At 57.9% G+C, this 16,093-nt stretch carries 13 protein-coding genes and 4 pseudogenes; 15 read left to right on the top strand and 2 right to left on the bottom strand.

The features are described 5' to 3' along the window. Positions 1 to 238 precede the first annotated feature (238 nt). The gene (locus ACMVY4_RS02465; RefSeq protein ID WP_416898614.1) at positions 239 to 970 is read right to left on the bottom strand and encodes a tyrosine-type recombinase/integrase; all 732 of its coding nucleotides are present in this window, start codon (positions 968 to 970) and stop codon (positions 239 to 241) included. A 106-nt stretch (positions 971 to 1,076) separates the two neighbouring features. On the opposite strand from ACMVY4_RS02465, the pseudogene ACMVY4_RS02460 reads away from it, so the two are divergent. From ACMVY4_RS02460 to ACMVY4_RS02405, 12 genes and pseudogenes are all read left to right on the top strand, one after another. Further along, a pseudogene (locus ACMVY4_RS02460) lies at positions 1,077 to 1,895 on the top strand (IS3 family transposase); the annotation flags it as partial. Between the two features lie 203 nt (positions 1,896 to 2,098). Continuing rightward, entirely contained in the window at positions 2,099 to 2,383 is a 285-nt protein-coding gene (locus tag ACMVY4_RS02455; protein WP_416898613.1) for a hypothetical protein, read from the top strand. A gap of 91 nt (positions 2,384 to 2,474) precedes the next feature. Next, on the top strand, positions 2,475 to 2,786 hold the full coding sequence (locus ACMVY4_RS02450) for a hypothetical protein (protein ID WP_416898612.1): 312 nt from the start codon (positions 2,475 to 2,477) through the stop codon (positions 2,784 to 2,786). Between the two features lie 80 nt (positions 2,787 to 2,866). Further along, a complete protein-coding gene (locus ACMVY4_RS02445; protein ID WP_416898611.1) occupies positions 2,867 to 3,223 on the top strand; it encodes a hypothetical protein in 357 nt (118 codons plus the stop codon). Between the two features lie 60 nt (positions 3,224 to 3,283). Continuing rightward, positions 3,284 to 4,810 (top strand): DUF4384 domain-containing protein, encoded by a 1,527-nt coding sequence (locus ACMVY4_RS02440; RefSeq protein ID WP_416898610.1) that lies wholly within the window; start codon positions 3,284 to 3,286, stop codon positions 4,808 to 4,810. A gap of 220 nt (positions 4,811 to 5,030) precedes the next feature. Beyond that, positions 5,031 to 5,642: a hypothetical protein gene (locus tag ACMVY4_RS02435; RefSeq protein WP_416898609.1), complete on the top strand. Its 612-nt coding sequence runs from the start codon at positions 5,031 to 5,033 to the stop codon at positions 5,640 to 5,642. Between the two features lie 8 nt (positions 5,643 to 5,650). Then, positions 5,651 to 6,724, top strand: coding sequence for a hypothetical protein (locus ACMVY4_RS02430; RefSeq protein ID WP_416898608.1), 1,074 nt, complete (start codon positions 5,651 to 5,653; stop codon positions 6,722 to 6,724). Next, positions 6,717 to 8,096, top strand: a complete 1,380-nt coding sequence (locus ACMVY4_RS02425) for a hypothetical protein (protein ID WP_416898607.1) — start codon at positions 6,717 to 6,719, stop codon at positions 8,094 to 8,096. Before ACMVY4_RS02430 ends, ACMVY4_RS02425 begins: the two co-directional genes overlap by 8 nt. A gap of 67 nt (positions 8,097 to 8,163) precedes the next feature. Beyond that, complete coding sequence (locus tag ACMVY4_RS02420) at positions 8,164 to 8,694, top strand: OmpA family protein (protein ID WP_416898606.1); 531 nt, start codon at positions 8,164 to 8,166, stop codon at positions 8,692 to 8,694. Between the two features lie 290 nt (positions 8,695 to 8,984). Then, positions 8,985 to 10,841, top strand: a complete 1,857-nt coding sequence (locus ACMVY4_RS02415; RefSeq protein ID WP_416898605.1) for a caspase family protein — start codon at positions 8,985 to 8,987, stop codon at positions 10,839 to 10,841. Positions 10,842 to 10,852: 11 nt separating this feature from the next. Further along, a pseudogene (locus tag ACMVY4_RS02410) lies at positions 10,853 to 11,467 on the top strand (SUMF1/EgtB/PvdO family nonheme iron enzyme); the annotation flags it as partial. Between the two features lie 194 nt (positions 11,468 to 11,661). Then, positions 11,662 to 12,764 (top strand): annotated as a pseudogene (locus tag ACMVY4_RS02405) (IS3 family transposase); the annotation flags it as partial. 73 nt (positions 12,765 to 12,837) lie between these two features. Here ACMVY4_RS02405 and ACMVY4_RS02400 read toward each other — a convergent pair. Continuing rightward, a pseudogene (locus ACMVY4_RS02400) lies at positions 12,838 to 13,298 on the bottom strand (transposase); the annotation flags it as partial. Positions 13,299 to 13,357: 59 nt separating this feature from the next. Here ACMVY4_RS02400 and ACMVY4_RS02395 point away from each other — a divergent pair. The 3 genes from ACMVY4_RS02395 to ACMVY4_RS02385 all read left to right on the top strand — a co-directional run bounded on the left by ACMVY4_RS02395 (position 13,358) and on the right by ACMVY4_RS02385 (position 16,084). Next, positions 13,358 to 13,894 carry a hypothetical protein gene (locus ACMVY4_RS02395; protein WP_416898604.1) on the top strand — a complete coding sequence of 179 codons (537 nt, stop codon included), beginning with the start codon at positions 13,358 to 13,360 and terminating at the stop codon, positions 13,892 to 13,894. A 305-nt stretch (positions 13,895 to 14,199) separates the two neighbouring features. Beyond that, complete coding sequence (locus tag ACMVY4_RS02390) at positions 14,200 to 14,775, top strand: hypothetical protein (RefSeq protein WP_416898603.1); 576 nt, start codon at positions 14,200 to 14,202, stop codon at positions 14,773 to 14,775. 97 nt (positions 14,776 to 14,872) lie between these two features. Beyond that, the gene (locus ACMVY4_RS02385; RefSeq protein ID WP_416898602.1) at positions 14,873 to 16,084 is read left to right on the top strand and encodes an outer membrane beta-barrel protein; all 1,212 of its coding nucleotides are present in this window, start codon (positions 14,873 to 14,875) and stop codon (positions 16,082 to 16,084) included. Positions 16,085 to 16,093: the final 9 nt, after the last annotated feature.

The raw sequence follows: 16,093 nt of genomic DNA, 5'->3' as shown, positions 1-16,093 counted from the left end.
TCCGTCGCCGTCGTCTCCGACCCTGTTCTGCCGCTACCCAATCTGCCACCGCTTTCGGCTGCCGATCCCTGATCCTATCCGTAGATATGTGAACGGGCACTGAACACCCAATCCGAAACCATCCGCGCGACGACTGCAAAAGCTGTAGCACGTGACGCGTGTCACTTATAATTGTTAGCGGCATTATATTTATCGGAGCGGAAAGGCGATCGAAGGACGTTCCCATTTATCCAAAACACTATCGCCAGACGTTATGATTGGCGTTTTCGAGATATCGCGCCAGGACATCGACCGATTTCCAGCCACCGGCGCGCATAATGGCTGCCGTATCGAGACCTTTTGCCAGCAGGTCCTGGGCGGCGCCAACGCGCATCGAATGTCCGCTAAAGGCGTCAATGTCCGCCGGATCGAGACCGACTCGCCGGGCCGCGTTCTTGACGAGCCGCTTGACCGTAGTGGTGCCGAGATCACGGTTCACGGCCTTGCCCCGGTAGATCGGACAGAAGAGCCACCCGATCTCCGGACCACGCCAGTCCAGCCAGTGTCGCACCAGTTGCGCCGTCTGCTCGGAAGTGAATGCAAGTCGACCCTGGCCAAAGGGATCAGATTTGCTCCGCCGGATAAGGACCCGGAGTGTGCCGTCCGTGCGGGGTTCAAGATCGTCTGATCGTAGCGCGACCAGCTCCGAACGGCGGGCCAGGAGTTCATAGCCGAGTGAGAGCATGGCGCGGTTGCGCCATCCCCAGGGCGTGTCGGGCTCCGTTTCGAGAAAGCGATCGAGATAGTCGCGCGTTAGTCCCTTCGCCTGTTTTGGGCGAACGGCCTTGCGACGACGAATACGCCTGAACGCAAGGTTGATCTCCTCATCGTGCGTCGGATCGGCCAATCCGAGCAGCAGATACGCTTTGCGGATGGCATAGAGCCGACGGCGGACCGTCGCCGGCGCTCTTGTTTCAGCCTGGTCCTCCAAGAACCTGCAGATGGCCTCGACGCTGGATGGAAATGGTTCGGCAATTCCACTCGCGTGGCACCAGGTCTCGAAGGCCTCGACATCGGCGTAATAGCCCCGCTTCGACGTATCGGAACGACGGGCGTGTCACGTGGTCGGCCAGCACCGCTCGACGCAGCGTCGGCATCCTGCCGTGCGCGCCGATGAGAATGCCCTGACCGCAGCGATCATTGAGCTGGCGTCCGAGTATGGCCGTTATGGTTATCGTCGGATCGCGGCGCTGCTGCGTGCCCAGGGATGGCACGTCAACGTCAAGCGCGTGTGGCGGATCTGGCGGCGTGAGGGGCTGAAGGTACCGAGCAAGCAGCCAAAACGCGGACGGCTGTGGCTCAACGACGGCTCATGCATCCGCCTGCGACCAAGCTGGCCGAACCATGTCTGGGCCTATGACTTCGTGCAGGACCGTACGCATGACGGCCGCGCCATCCGCATGCTGACGGTGATCGACGAGTTTACCCGCGAGTGCCTGGCGATCGAGGTCGCCCGCCGCCTGCGCCACGACGACGTGTTGGGCGTGCTGGCCGAGCTGTTCACACGACATGGACCACCGGACCACATCCGCTCTGACAATGGTGCCGAGTTCACCGCCATCGCCGTCAGAGAATGGCTGCCGCGGCTCGGCGTGAAGACGCTCTATATCGAACCCGGATCGCCCTGGGAGAACGGCTACAACGAGAGCTTCAACGGCAAGCTGCGCGACGAACTGCTCAACGGCGAGATCTTCTACACGCTACAGGAGGCAAAGGTGCTCATCGAACGATGGCGACAGCACTACAACACCATCAGGCCGCACAGCTCACTGGGCTATCGACCGCCAGCACCTGCCACGATCTTGCCGCCAGCGATCAGATCAACGTACCCTCAAACCGTCCGGACTCTCTCATAGAGGCTGGACCACTGATCCGGGGCAGGCCAGCCTCGCGGTCGAGCCGTTGACGTACGGAATAGACTGCATACTTGGCCGGGCTGCGGTGAGCGAACCGGATGCGCTTTCGGTCTGATCTGACAATGCCATTGTGGGCGCGACATGTGTCTGTCACCATCATCCTGCCCGTTGGACACTAAGATCAGGATGCAACGATGCGGTCTATGGCTTTTTTGACGATTGGCTTGGCATCATTAGTTTCAGTGATCGCTTCGAGCTCTCTTGCCGAAGTGAAGATCGGCGGCAAGGTCAAGCAATCAGTTGATCACGGTGTCGTCCGAACCGAAGCTCGTAACGGTGCCGTTGCGATCACCTGCATCAGCATCAACGAGGATGCGAAAGGCCAAACTGGCGGTAAAGGGCCCCGAAACGTGGGCGGCAGGACGCGGTCCGATGACGAAAACTGTGACCAAGTTGAGGGACTGGATGGACTCCGGAAGGAAGATTAGTACAATCTGTGATAGTCAGGCTTGAGGGGCACGCCTTGTTGGGTGTGTAGGCTTGACGGAGGGAATGCTTAATCCGAGAGGTGGGCGTGATATGAAAGCGATACTTGTGGGTGCTTTTTTGGTTGTGGCAGCAGTTTCCACAGCTGCGACTGCGCAGCAGCAAGGCGGCGTGGTTGTCGGTGGTGATGTTGAGCAGCGCGTTCGAACGGGGGATGTGACCAACTCGGTAACTGGTCAGGACGCCCGTGGCGAGGTTAATGTGGGCTCGATTTCTGGTGATGTTACTGTTGGCGGTGACGTGAAGCAGGATGTCGAAACAGGCAACGTCACCAACGTTGTCGATGGCAAGGGTGCCTGCGGCAATACCAATGTCGGTTCTATCACCTCTGCATCATGTAACTAATTCCGCTAGTTCTTGAAGACGGGGTCGATTGGCCGCGTTGATTGCAGACTAACCGTCTGAACCAAATGGGAGTTTGGTGGATGGTAGTTAAAAAAAGTGCTCTTGTCGTTTCGGTGGTATTCGCGGTTCTGTTTGTTCTGGAGGCGACTTCGATCCAGAATGCGGACGCTCAGAACATCACCACTCGCGAGACCGTGCCGGCAGGTTCTGCCGCAAAGCGTGACAAGCTGATCGGCAAGGCGCGTCTTGAGGGACGTAGGCAGGGCGGTGACGGTCTGTTACCTAGTGCCAAACGCCAACCTTGCGCAGGGGAGATTGGTACTTCCAGAACGCCCGACCCGCTTTCGCAGGCGCGCAGCAGGGTCAATCGGAACAGTCGTGCAGGACAGGAGCAAAACACTGTCATCACCGGCGATGTCGTGATTGATTGCCGGTAGAAAGTGGCTGGAGGCTGAGAGGTCTCGGGCACTTCGGCCTAAATGATGCAGGAGGGCGTGGTGAAAGCGTGGGCTGTTTGGGCTGTATCGCTTGGGTTGTTGGCCGCGGGCTGTGTATCGAACCCTGAGACGGCTGTCGTTGTCGCGCAGCCAAAGACGCCTATTTCGAAGACACTGACGAGCTTTTCACAAGCGAAAGCCTGCATGGATCGCCTTCTTGCCCAATATGGCAAGCGTGATATTCGTTTGACGAGCGATGGCGTTCCGGATCGGACCGGTACGGTGGCAGCGGGCACGCGAGACATGATGATTGCGGCTCTCGGCGAGATGTCTGAGCGAAGCGGCGCCTTTACCTTTGTTGATATTGATCTCCAGAGCACCGTTCATTGGATCGCGACCAATACACCAGGCTCCGGTTTTGTGCCGCCTCGTTACTACATTCGCGGCTCGATTAGTCAGGTGGACAGGAACGTCACGGCAGATTCCAATTCAGCTTCGATCAGCCTTCCCTTTCTCTCCGTTGGTGTTGCGGAAGACCAGGTTACTTCTGTCGTAACTGTTGATCTCCAGGTGGGTGACCTGACAACAAGACAGGTTTTGCGCGGTGTCACCACAACAAACACTATCACAGTTGTGAGTCGAGGCGATGGGGCCAGCGCTGATGGTTTGATCAATCAGGGCGCAATCTCCATTAACCTCGATTCCACGACGACAGAGGGCACGCATCAGGCGCTCAGGACGCTGATTGACTATTCGTTGATTGAATTGATGGGCAAGTTCACCAAAGTCCCATACAGCCGTTGTCTGGAGCTGCGGTCTACACGTCCGACAGCAATGGCAGAAAACCGTGCCGCATTTGATCGTCTAACAGAAGCGCAGCAGATTCTGCTCATTCAGAGAGCGCTGATAGCCTCAGGTGAGTACAGGGGTGAAGCGACAGGCGTATTGAGCCGGACATTTCGGGACCGCTTGAACTATGCGAAGTCGGTGCGCAACCTGATCCCGAATGGTCGGATCGATTTCGAGCTGTTCAACATTCTGGCCAATCAAGGTTATGTTGATATTTCGGCTCCGCCGCCCGTGGTTCCAAATATTGATGTGGCGGCCCCGAAAATTGAACCGACTCCAATTGATGCCGATGGTGGTCGTGACCCAATTGGTTTGGAATTGTTGCATCCCAAGGGGGCGCTCAGGCCCGGCGATAAGGTGGTATTTGATGTCATTTCGCGTCAGCCGGCTCAGCTTTATTGCTACTACGAGTTTCAGGAGAGCGGGCGCAAGCAAGTGGTTCGGGTCCTGCCGAACCGGTTCCGGGATGAGAGCAAGATCTCATTCAGCAATCCTGTAAAATTTCCGTCTTCAGAGGATGGCTTCGACATCGTCTTGGGCCATGCAGGTTCTGAAGAAGCGGTCGGCTGCATCGCAGTTCAAGGCGAATACCCGGAAAACAAGAGGCCGCGAGTTCTTAAAGAGCCGGATTTGACACCGCTGGCGAGTGCAAGTGGGTTGGCGGAAGTTGTCGATCAACACCTTTTGGCAGATCAGCTCCGATCTTCGGTGAAAGTGCTCCGCTATGTCGTGCAATGAATCTGACGGATTTCTGCCGAACGTGATACGAACCGGTTCAAATCTCCGGCGTGTCGCGCTCGCTCTGTCCGGATCGTTTCTTGTAGCTGGAGCGCTTCCAGTATCAAAGGCAATTGCACAGAGCCAGGGCGGCGAGGGCAAGGTGATCTGTGACGGCGATGCGGGATGTCCAACAGGTATCGTGCCTCGGTCGGGTGGGACGGCAGGGCCATCAGCAACAGTGCCTCTGCACGATCGTCCCGGTCCTTCTGCCCAACGTGCCATCAACCAAGCTGCTTCAAAACGTAGATCAGAGGCGATCATCGATGCCGGAGTGGGGAGCACTGCACGGATTGTTGTGGGGAGTTCGACAGCCGCTGATGGCGGCAATCAGGGGATAAATCGTGCGGATGAGGCGCGGCTCCGCGAGAGTTCCATCGAAGCAGTTGGTAAAGGTCAGGCAACAATAATTGTCGGCGGGCAGACAAATATTCAACCGGCTCAGCAAGTGGGAACGTCCTCAAATTCAGCGGACCGCAAGAGATTGCTTGAGGCTCAGATTGATACAGCCGAGAGCGGGGTGTTTGTTCTGAACAGTGTTGTGGCCTTCACGGGCTCGCCGGCATTTCAGGAACGGCGGAGAATGAGGGGGCGTGAGGCGATCGACCGGGCGTTCGCGAAGCGAGCCAATGAAGCACTTATCCGGGCGCTCGACCGTGGTGACCGGACAATTGTTGTAGTGTCGGGCGGTGGTGATGAGCACACTAGCGCGGATCTTGTACGCCTAAGAGAGACGGCATTGAGAGCCGTGGATCGGGCGCATTTCGTCCCAAATGTACTGATATTTCGGTGAGTGCTGCTGTGATCGCCTTTTTTCAAGTCATGGCCAAACATCGAGCTCATGTCGCAATGGCTGTTTGGCTCTTTATTCAGGGTCTGGCTGTCGCCATTCCAATTGGTATTGGGACAACGACTGTGGTGGCTGCACAGACGGGGGAGGAGAGCAGCGGGGCCTCGGCCCTTTCCCCGGAGGGCCTTGCACAAATGCTGGTTGAGTTGGAGCCAGAGGGTCGGGTCGTAACTGTGGCTTCTATGATGCAAGCCGTGGGGCGTAGCGATTCGGAGCGGATTTCTGACCTGTTTGGCGCGGACAATAGCGTGTGGCCCAACAATATTTCCGGTGAAGGTCCCGAATTGGATGTAGCGATCTGGCAATCCTTTTTTGAGACGGCGGTTATTGTGCCGGGAAATATTGAAAGCCGTCGTCCGGTTGTTGGGTTCTATAGCCCGTTATTGGATATCTGGCTTCTGACCCAATGGGACAAGACAGCACGGGTGCCGCAGATCACAGCGGTGGACGTCACATTCTCCCAAATTTTGGAATCCGGACAGACAGGTCTTTCGGAGATTGATCCACACCCGCGTTGGGTATCGAGTTGGCAATCGCTGGGTTTGGTCGAATCCATACAGTCCCAAAGCCGAGCAGCTGTCGCTAAGTTCGAGAGCCGGTTTCTGAAGAACCCAGGGCAGGATCAGGCCTTGTCGCCTTCTCGGGTCAGGCAGCGCGTTGCGTTTCGACTGTTGCATGTGCGCACTGCCCTGATGGCGTCGTCCTTGGCAGAAGCCGCCATTGAGCCAGAACGGGCTCAATTGGTTGATACGCTTCTGGCAAGGATCGCAGACGGTAAGTCTGATATCCTTGCAGGTTTGCCAGTTGGAAAAGACGCGTTGCTTCTTGCGCAGGAGACTATCGCACTACCCGAGTTGACACGCGTCTCGCTACTGCCGGCAGCTGCTTTAATCTCAGATCAGGGATTCGCTGTAATTGCCACCTCTGTCGCGACGCCGCGAATTTTTGTTGTGATCGAGGCAAAGAATGGAGGCGGCACGCAGGAGCTTCAGCTTCTGGCACCGTTTGACGCCATCGATGAGTAGGATCTACAAAAACCGATCGGCATTATTTTTACGCAGCGTTGGCGTATTTTGTCTGTTCATCGCTTCGATAGTGTCCGCAAACTCGACCGCACTTGCCCAGTCGAAGGCTGAGCGGCCGGATGTTGTGGTGGAATGGTCGAAAGATGCAACGAAGGTACTTTCTGAACTTAACAAGGTCGCTAAGGCCGCAGTGGAAGGCGGTAAGCTCGCCAATTATCAATTCTATCTCGAAGAAATGCAAAAGGGAGCACGGGCAGGGGCAAAGTTCCGGCTAGTCGAAAGCGCTGGTCAATTGCAGCAGGCAAGCAAGTTGCTTGGTAAGGCTGGTAACGTCCTGACAGTCTTGAATGGTGGGCTTGCAATCAGGGAAGGTTTCGAGAGAAGCGGCAAGACTGGCGCTGCAGTCGAGGCGACCGCGGCCGCCTCGAAGTTCGTCGTGGGAAAGTACGCATGTGCACCAATTGCGGCCAAGAGCGGGTTTGCAGCGGGCGCTTTGACGACTCCAATAGGGGGGGGCGCAACGTTTTTTGTGGTATATCTCGCCTGCAGTTACGGGGCGTCGAAGGGAATCGATCGACTATCGAATTGGGTCGAAGGGAAACTCACTGGCGGGCAACCACGTCCAACAATCCAAACCATAGGCAAAAGCGGTCCGGCAGGTCCCGGAGCTGGCAATGGTGTTCGGGTTGGCAATGTACGGATCCAGGCATCGACGGATGATGTGAATAACATTGCCCGGGGAAACAATGCTTCAGCACAGACGGATATCGGAACGGCTAGAGGAAACGATGGTGGGGATGTAACAATCACCGTACGAACCAACAACGTCTCCACGATCGCGAGAGGTTCAAATGCCTCTGCAACAACCGAAGCCGGGGTGGCTGACGGTGCGGGACGTGTCGATGCGTCTGTGGGCGGTAACATCGTAACAACAGCGCGTTCAGGCGAGTCGGCATCGACGACAGTCGGAAAGGTCTCCGGTGGCGGAAGAGCTTCTGCCTATGTTCGGGGTGATGTTGTGACGCAAGGTGATGCCAACACTGAAGTCGGCGTGAGTAATGGTGGGAATACGAGCGCCTATGTGGGCGGAAACGTAATCACCAGCGCGCGTCAAGGGGGCAGCGCCGAGACCAAGGTGGGATCAGACAGCAACGCCTTTGTTGGTGGTGACGTGATTAATCCTCGGGGTAGCCTTAGGGTCGGTGCGGAAGGGTGTGTCGGGCACCGCGATGGCAAGTGTTGCATCATGTTTCATCGTGGCTGGTGTACGCAGAATGTTGTCCCGAGTGACAAAGGGCGTTGTCCTCCGAGATACGATCTATGGGGCGCAATGTGTTATCTATACACAGATAAGCGCCATCGGGTGGACTAGCTAAAATTCGAGGGGAAATACGAGAAAGGGCGGTGTTATGAATAGATTTTGGCTTGTGTGCGCGGCAATGCTGCTAACCGTTGTGATCTTTCAGAATGAGGCGCATGCGGAAGAGAGGCTCTACGTATTTTTTGATCGCGCGCCCAGCGTCGATGAGATCGAAACTGTCTTGATGGGGAAGCCGGTTGAGCCGAAGATGCTGACGAGGGGAATTCGGCCCAGAAACGTCGTCGAAAAAGAAACACCAGATAGTTTGGCTAACTCTGGCTCTAGTGGCCTCGCCATGAATATTGAGTTCTCGCTGAACAGCGCGCAGGTAGAGCCAAAGTACGAGCAGCACCTTGATAACCTGGGGCTGGCGCTCCAGAGAAATCCGGAACTAGGAATCAAGATCGTTGGGCATGCCGATGCCTCAGGAAATGCTGAATACAACCAGCGTCTATCGGTGAGCCGCGCCATCAGTGTTCGAAACTACCTAATCTACGTCCACTCGATCGCGGAGGATCGTGTGTCGGCGACCGGTCTGGGGGAGACGCGACCGGCGTTTACGCCTGGCACAGACAGTCGAAACAGGCGTGTCGAGTTCTATCCGCAGTAGTGATGTCCAAGTTGCGCCGTCGATGTCGCGGATCACCGGGTGCGGCGTATTCATCCTGAGCGTTCAGTCTCGGGTGTCGAAAGGATTCTCGCATTTCCACTGCGAGCGGGAAGGGTGGGCTGTCTGTTGGTGACCACACCATCTTCACAATGCAGTTTGTCGATCGATGGGCAAAATAAAAGACAGCCGCGACATCAACGGGTTGATGATTTCGAGTTTGAACTGCTGCTGAAGGGCAAACATCATGTTTGATATTCAGCTATTCAAGAAGACCCTGTGATATGAGGTTCATGTGCGTATTGATAATATGCACGATGTGTTTGGGCTTAGGCAACGCATATGCGCAGGCTAGGCTTGCGGCGCTGGTAATTGGTATTGATGATTATCCACATGTTGGAAATCTCGAAAATGCAGGTCGTGACGCAGACGACGTCGCTGCGAAACTGGAAACATTAGGTTTCCAAGTAACAAAAATTATAGATCCAGATTTGCGTGATTTTGGTCGGGCAATAACCGATTTTTCAATTAAGGCCGCAGCATTTGACACAGTTCTCGTATTTTTTGCCGGCCATGGTGTCAGTGTGGGTGGCCGGAATTGGTTCATACCGTCGGACGCGCGCTTGGAGTTCGCAGATGACTTACCATATGAAGCAATATCGCAGAATCATTTGATGAAAAAGGTCATATCTTCGGGCGCTGATTTAAATATCTTTATCTTTGATGCTTGCCGTGACAACCCACTGCAGTCGAGGAGTCGAAATATTGGCCGAGGGCTCAATACGGAAGAGGTTATTGACGGTGACAAAGGGATGGTGGTGATGTATTCGGCCGGCCCGGGTCAGGTGGCTTTGGATGGGGAAAGAGGGCGGAACGGAATTTTTACGGGTGCGTTGCTGGACGCACTCGACACCGATAGCGTCAGCATTGAAGGCACATTTACCCAAGTGGCGCGGAATGTAAATGATTCTACAAATGGTAAGCAGAATCCCTGGTTTTCGTCGAATTTTAAGGTCGATTTTGCCTTTCAAACTCAAAAACCGTCGCTGCCACAGTCAGAAAAAGGTAGTCGTGGGGCAGGCGTCAGTGTCAATGAAATCGAACTTGTTTTTTGGAAGTCAATTGAGAGCGGTGGAAGCATTGTTGACTATGAACTCTATCTAAAGAAGTTTCCGAACGGATGGTTCGAAGATATTGCGAGGCTGCGGATTTCTCAATTGCAAAACAACGTCGAAAGTCGGAATAGCAACGCTTCGGGATTTGGGGAGCGTATACAGGCGGAAGCTGATGCGGAAATTCGGGCTGAGCTAGAGGAGCGACGGCAGGCGGAAGCAGAAGCCCGGCGCCAGGCGGAAGCAGAAGCCCGGCGCCAGGCGGAAGCAGAAGCCCGGCGCCAGGCGGAAGCAGAAGCCCGGCGCCAGGCGGAAGCAGAAGCCCGGCGCCAGGCGGAAGCAGAGGAGCGGCGGCAGGCGGAAGCAGAAGCCCGGCGCCAGGCGGAAGCAGAAGCCCGGCGCCAGGCGGAAGCAGAGGAGCGGCGGCAGGCGGAAGCAGAAGCCCGGCGGCAGGCGGAAGCAGAGGAGCGGCGGCAGGCGGAAGCAGAAGCCCGGCGCCAGGCGGAAGCAGAGGAGCGGCGGCAGGCGGAAGCAGAAGCCCGGCGCCAGGCGGAAGCAGAGGAGCGGCGGCAGGCGGAAGCAGAAGCCCGGCGGCAGGCGGAAGCAGAGGAGCGGCGGCAGGCGGAAGCAGAAGCCCGGCGGCAGGCGGAAGCAGAGGAGCGGCGGCAGGCGGAAGCAGAAGCCCGGCGGCAGGCGGAAGCAGAGGAGCGGCGGCAGGCGGAAGCAGAAGCCCGGCGGCAGGCGGAAGCAGAGGAGCGGCGGCAGGCGGAAGCAGAAGCCCGGCGGCAGGCGGAAGCAGAGGAGCGGCGGCAGGCGGAAGCAGAGGAGCGACGGCAGGCGGAAGCAGAGGAGCGACGGCAGGCGGAAGCAAAAGCAGAAGCCGATAGTGAAACAGGGGCCCTTGAGAAGCTCGCGTTCCTTTCCAGGCCGCCGAGTGCGCCCAAACCGAAGGCAGGGCCAGATCCGTCGGTTGTGATCGAGAGGGCGACCCAGCTTTTTGGCCCGTTTGTTCGCCTTGCGGGGGGGACGTCCTATTAGGGAAATATGAAGTCTCTTTGAGGATTTGGCGAATGTGCATTGATGCCGGTGAGTGTCGTAGACTCCACCCATCACATTCCTCTTTGACTTCGGATCATCCAGTCTCCTTTGTAAAAACTAGAGATTTAGTTGGTTTTCTGATTTGGGCAAATCGTGCGCTCGGCTTTGGGCAGGGCCAGGACTATTTGAGGCTGCCGACGAAGGCCGAATGGATTTCTGCATCGACCTATTCGCGTCCCAGTATCAAAGCATATTGGGAGAGATCAGAAGAACTATGTGATTTCGAGAACCTTCATGATGATACGGCTTTTTGGAAGTATCGAATTTCAGCGGCGCTTGAATGTGATGACGGCTTTCTTGAAACGGCGCCTGTCGGCTCATTTGAGTCCAATGACATCGGCATGCACGACCTGATCGGAAATGTTGCTGAGGTTACCTCGACATGCGAAGGTCAGAATGGTGTTAAAGATGTTTCTGTTGCCGAGATGGCGAATTGTAAAAAATTGGTATTGGTTGGTGCGTCTTGGCGCAGGATCGTAAATAAAGAAGTCGATCTTTTTGGCGCTTATCGTGCGTTTTCGGAGACGGACGACATAGGGTTTCGGCTGGCGCTATCGACTAGATAGGCTCGGCATCGACATCGGAACGGGCTGCAAGATTGCTTGTGCGAAGTTGACGTGACCCCCATATTTTCCTCCAATCTTGATGACATAAGATCCAACTTTCCTCCGGCTATTGGTAGCGTTGACCTGCACCCGGAGAACCGGTCCAGGCTGATTGAGAGAGTCCGGCTAACCTGAACCTCGAGAAGGAGGAGAAGATGAGCCGGAAGCGATACACACCAGAACAGATTATCGGGATGCTGCGCGAAGCCGAGGTTCGGCTGTCGCAGGGCGAGACGGTTGGCACGATCTGCCGTGGCTTGGGCATCTCGGAGCAGAGCTACTACCGCTGGCGTCGTGAGTATGGCGGGCTGCGGGTCGACCAGGCGAAACGCCTGAAGGAGCTGGAGAAGGAGAATGCCCGGCTCAGGCGTGCAGTATCGGACCTGACGCTCGACAAGCTGATTCTCAAGGAAGTTGCCGAGGGAAACTGCTAAGCCCCGCACGCCGCCGGGATGCGGTCGATCACGTACAGGCCCGCTTCGACGTATCGGAACGACGGGCGTGTCACGTGGTCGGCCAGCACCGCTCGACGCAGCGTCGGCATTCTGCCGTGCGCGACGATGAGAATGCCCTGACCGCAGCGATCATTGAGCTGGCGTCCGAGTATGGCCGTTATGGCTATCGTCGGATCGCGGCGCTGCTGCGTGCCCAGGGATGGCACGTCAACGTCAAGCGCGTGTGGCGGATCTGGCGGCGTGAGGGGCTGAAGGTACCGAGCAAGCAGCCAAAACGCGGACGGCTGTGGCTCAACGACGGCTCATGCATCCGCCTGCGACCAAGCTGGCCGAACCATGTCTGGGCCTATGACTTCGTGCAGGACCGTACGCATGACGGCCGCGCCATCCGCATGCTGACGGTGATCGACGAGTTTACCCGCGAGTGCCTGGCGATCGAGGTCGCCCGCCGCCTGCGCCACGACGACGTGTTGGGCGTGCTGGCCGAGCTGTTCACACGACATGGACCACCGGACCACATCCGCTCTGACAATGGTGCCGAGTTCACCGCCATCGCCGTCAGAGAATGGCTGCCGCGGCTCGGCGTGAAGACGCTCTATATCGAACCCGGATCGCCCTGGGAGAACGGCTACAACGAGAGCTTCAACGGCAAGCTGCGCGACGAACTGCTCAACGGCGAGATCTTCTACACGCTACAGGAGGCAAAGGTGCTCATCGAACGATGGCGACAGCACTACAACACCATCAGGCCGCACAGCTCACTGGGCTATCGACCGCCAGCACCTGCCACGATCTTGCCGCCAGCGATCAGATCAACGTACCCTCAAACCGTCCGGACTCTCTCAATCAGCCTGGACCGGTTTTCCGGGGCAGGCCACGGCGATAGCCGTAACGGCCATACTGACGGGCCAGCTCGATTATGTCCGCGACCAGCAGGTCCTCGTCATCACGTCCGCGCGGGACATGACGCTGCGTGGAGCGGTGTTGGCCGAGGGTCTGACAGGCTCGGCGCTCCGAGACCCGAAGACGCTTGCGGACATGATCGATGCAACGCCGGCGGCGAGAGGGGCTCAGAAGTTTCCCCTGACCGCCTCCGACAGGATTTGCTTGTCCAGGGTCAGGTCGGACACCGCCCGGCGCAACCGCTCGAGCTCCTTCAGCCGCCGCAGCTGATCGCCGCTCATGCCGCCATATTCCTTGCGCCAGCGGTAGAAGGTGACCTCGCTGATCCCCAGCTGCCGGATCGCATCCGCCATTGGCATGCCCTGGCTGTGTAGGACGTCCGCCCGACGAAGCTTGCCCACGATCTCCTCCGGCTTGTGACGCTTACTCGCCATCTCTGATCCTTCTTGTTCCAAAACATCAGGATGGACAAATTCATTGGGGGAAGCTCAGGGTGAGTTCCGACGCCATCAGGGTGCGCAAGGTTAACAACGCGCAAAAGAGCACGGGTCCGAGAACCGCAGCCGGCGAGGCGGTCGTGGCGGGTAACGCCCGCCGCCATGGGGCGACGGCTCGTCCCGATCCAGAAGCTGTTGACACCTGGCTCGCTCTCATCCTGGACAAGCCTGACATTTCCGCCAGTGACTTGTTGCCCGGCGATGAGGTGGACTTTCGAGCGTTGGCGCTCGCGGAGGCGGAAGTGCGCGTGGCCCGCTGCGAGCAGGCCCTAGTCGATTTCGAGGCGGGGCGCCCGGAAATTGGCGACGATGTCCAAAATGTCATCAATGCGGGCTTCAAAATCCGCGAGGAGATCGAGATCCACGGTTCGTCGCCGAAAGAACTGCGCTCGGCCAACGTCCTCCTTCGACGGATCGAGCGGATGACTGCCAAGGACCTGTTGCCGGGTGGCCGCCAGCACCGGCTTCTGATTCGGTATCTTCGTGAGGCGCGGGCGCGCCACCGCCGCGCCTTCGCCGCATTTTGCGCGTAGATCGCCGCGGAGAAAGTGAGCCAAGCCGCCTGAAACCCTGATTTACCGAAACAAAGCCAGGGTCCGAATTCGCAACACGGCCGCCTCAATCGCACCGTCGCGGTCCCGCCATGTCCCGATTCATCCCGCCCAGTCCCGGATCGGCATTTCGTTGATGCCGGTTTCCGACCCCGGACAAATGCCCGTTGATGGATGTTGACGGAATTGCAACACCTGTGGGTATATTTCCGACGCGGCAGGCGCTCGATTGACCGGTCGGACGAGCGCTGATAAGAGAACGAAGCAACGTGCCAAGAGGAAGTCGTATGTTCAATCCGCTACGCAGTTTTTGCATCGCCGCATCCGTTGCAGCCGTGCTCAATGTTTCAAGCGCGCAGGCCCAAACCGTGGGCGATCTGAACTCGTTCACCGGGGATCAGGCTGGTGCGGTGGCGCTGGCTGTTCAGGTGGTGCAGGCAGATCCCGAATCCTTCGCCGCTGCGGTGGCGGCAGTGATCGCGCAGTTCCCGGATGCGGCTGTGGCCCTGACAACCCAGATGGTCACCGCCTTCCCCGACAGCGCGGCGCAGGTCGCGCGGACCATCGCGTCCCAGTCTCCGGAAAATGCAGCACAGGTTGCCGGCGCGGCGGCTGCCGTAGTGCCGGCGGAAGCCAGTAACATTGCTGTCGCGGTGGCTCAGGATAATCCGGATGCGGCCGCCGAGATCGTGGCGGCCGTCTCGACTGCGGCCCAGGTTGAGGTCGCGGCCATTGCACCGGCGGTGGCGACCGCGATCGGTGTGGACGAGACCGAGCTGACAGAAGCTGCCGAGGCGGAGCAGCAGCTCGCTGACGAAGACACGACCGACGAGAGCGATTCGGATTTGGCGAGCGGCGGCTGAGCCTGGCATTCGGCGCGCAAAGCTTGCGCACGGTTGCGAGCTATGGATTTTGGACCGCACAACGGTTTTATGTTGAGCGGAACGTTAGAGGTGGGAAATGAAGACTCCTTGGGCAGTTTTGACGGCGGCCGGTCTGGCCATGGTCTCCGCAAATCCGGCTTGGTCGCAGTCATCCGGGCGTGATGACGGTATTCTGGCAGGCTCGTTCCTGCTGAAGCCCAGCCTTGAAGTTGGGGCGCGTTACGATGACAACATCGCGCAGGAAGATCGGGGCCAGGAAGAGACGGACATCATCATGTCTGTCGCGCCGACACTGAAAGCGGAATCGACCTGGCGCCGTCATAGCCTCAAGATCGATTCCGGTATCACGGCGGATCGTTACCTGGACAATACCGCGGACAACTCCCTGGACGCCCGCTTCGTGACCAATGGCCGTATCGATGTCACCCGAGCGACCAAAATCGACACCATCGTCAGCTATCGGCGGGGGCACGACAATCGCGGAGACGACAATACCGGCGTGCAGGCGGAGCCCACCAAGTTCGATCGGTACCGTGGCGAAGTTATCGTCAGGAGCCGGCCGAACAGGCTGTCGGTGAGTGGCGGTGGCGGTGTCCTCTATGCCAATTTCCATGATGCGGATGCCGTCAACAATGATGATGACCGCGACGTGATCAACTACCATGGCCGTGCTCGCGTCGCCTATGGCGTGCAGCGACACATCGATGCCTTCGTTACGGGGCGCGTGGACCGGTTCGATTACGTCGATGCGGTCGATGATGCTGGATTTGACCGCGACTCGACCGGGTATGCTGTCCGCGCCGGCCTGGCTTATTTTCCATCGGCGCAGTTGCGGGTCAGCGCCGCGGCCGGTTACCTGATGCGCACGTTTGACGACCCGGGCCTGGGTGATGTCGACGGCATCGACTTCAGCGGATCCGTCAACTGGGAGCTTCCCAACCGTCTCACCAATATCAACCTGACCGCGGGGCGGAGCGTGAGCGAGTCACAGGACGCGGACGCCTCCGCACGCCTTGTGACCTCGTTCTCTGCAAAGGTGACGCATGATCTGGCGCGGACCTGGGAACTCGAAGGCCGTGCGCGTTACGCAAACCTTCAGGATGAGGGTGGCGCCGGTGCTACCGATGACGACGACTATTCCGCGGGCGCCAGCATCGACTACGTGTTTCATCCGCGGGTCAAACTCGGCGCCACCTATGACTACAAGCACCGGAGTTCGTCAGATGCGGGCGAAGACTACTCTCAGAATGTTTTCGGCGTCCGTCTTCGCATAGGCTTCCTGGACTGAGTTTCCCTT

This window comes from Minwuia sp., from assembly GCF_048007105.1.
Classification (GTDB): domain Bacteria; phylum Pseudomonadota; class Alphaproteobacteria; order Minwuiales; family Minwuiaceae; genus Minwuia.
Note: the sequence above shows the minus strand (reverse complement) of the source record. Positions and strands in the feature narration are given on the sequence as shown.

Bases quoted from the DNA above. Each gene is read 5' to 3' on its own strand.
- ACMVY4_RS02455 (WP_416898613.1), top strand. From the start codon at position 2,099: ATGGCTTTTTTGACGATTGGCTTGGCATCATTAGTTTCAGTGATCGCT.
- ACMVY4_RS02450 (WP_416898612.1), top strand. From the start codon at position 2,475: ATGAAAGCGATACTTGTGGGTGCTTTTTTGGTTGTGGCAGCAGTTTCC.
- ACMVY4_RS02445 (WP_416898611.1), top strand. From the start codon at position 2,867: ATGGTAGTTAAAAAAAGTGCTCTTGTCGTTTCGGTGGTATTCGCGGTT.
- ACMVY4_RS02425 (WP_416898607.1), top strand. From the start codon at position 6,717: ATGAGTAGGATCTACAAAAACCGATCGGCATTATTTTTACGCAGCGTT.
- ACMVY4_RS02420 (WP_416898606.1), top strand. From the start codon at position 8,164: ATGCTGCTAACCGTTGTGATCTTTCAGAATGAGGCGCATGCGGAAGAG.
- ACMVY4_RS02415 (WP_416898605.1), top strand. From the start codon at position 8,985: ATGTGCGTATTGATAATATGCACGATGTGTTTGGGCTTAGGCAACGCA.
- ACMVY4_RS02390 (WP_416898603.1), top strand. From the start codon at position 14,200: ATGTTCAATCCGCTACGCAGTTTTTGCATCGCCGCATCCGTTGCAGCC.
- ACMVY4_RS02385 (WP_416898602.1), top strand. From the start codon at position 14,873: ATGAAGACTCCTTGGGCAGTTTTGACGGCGGCCGGTCTGGCCATGGTC.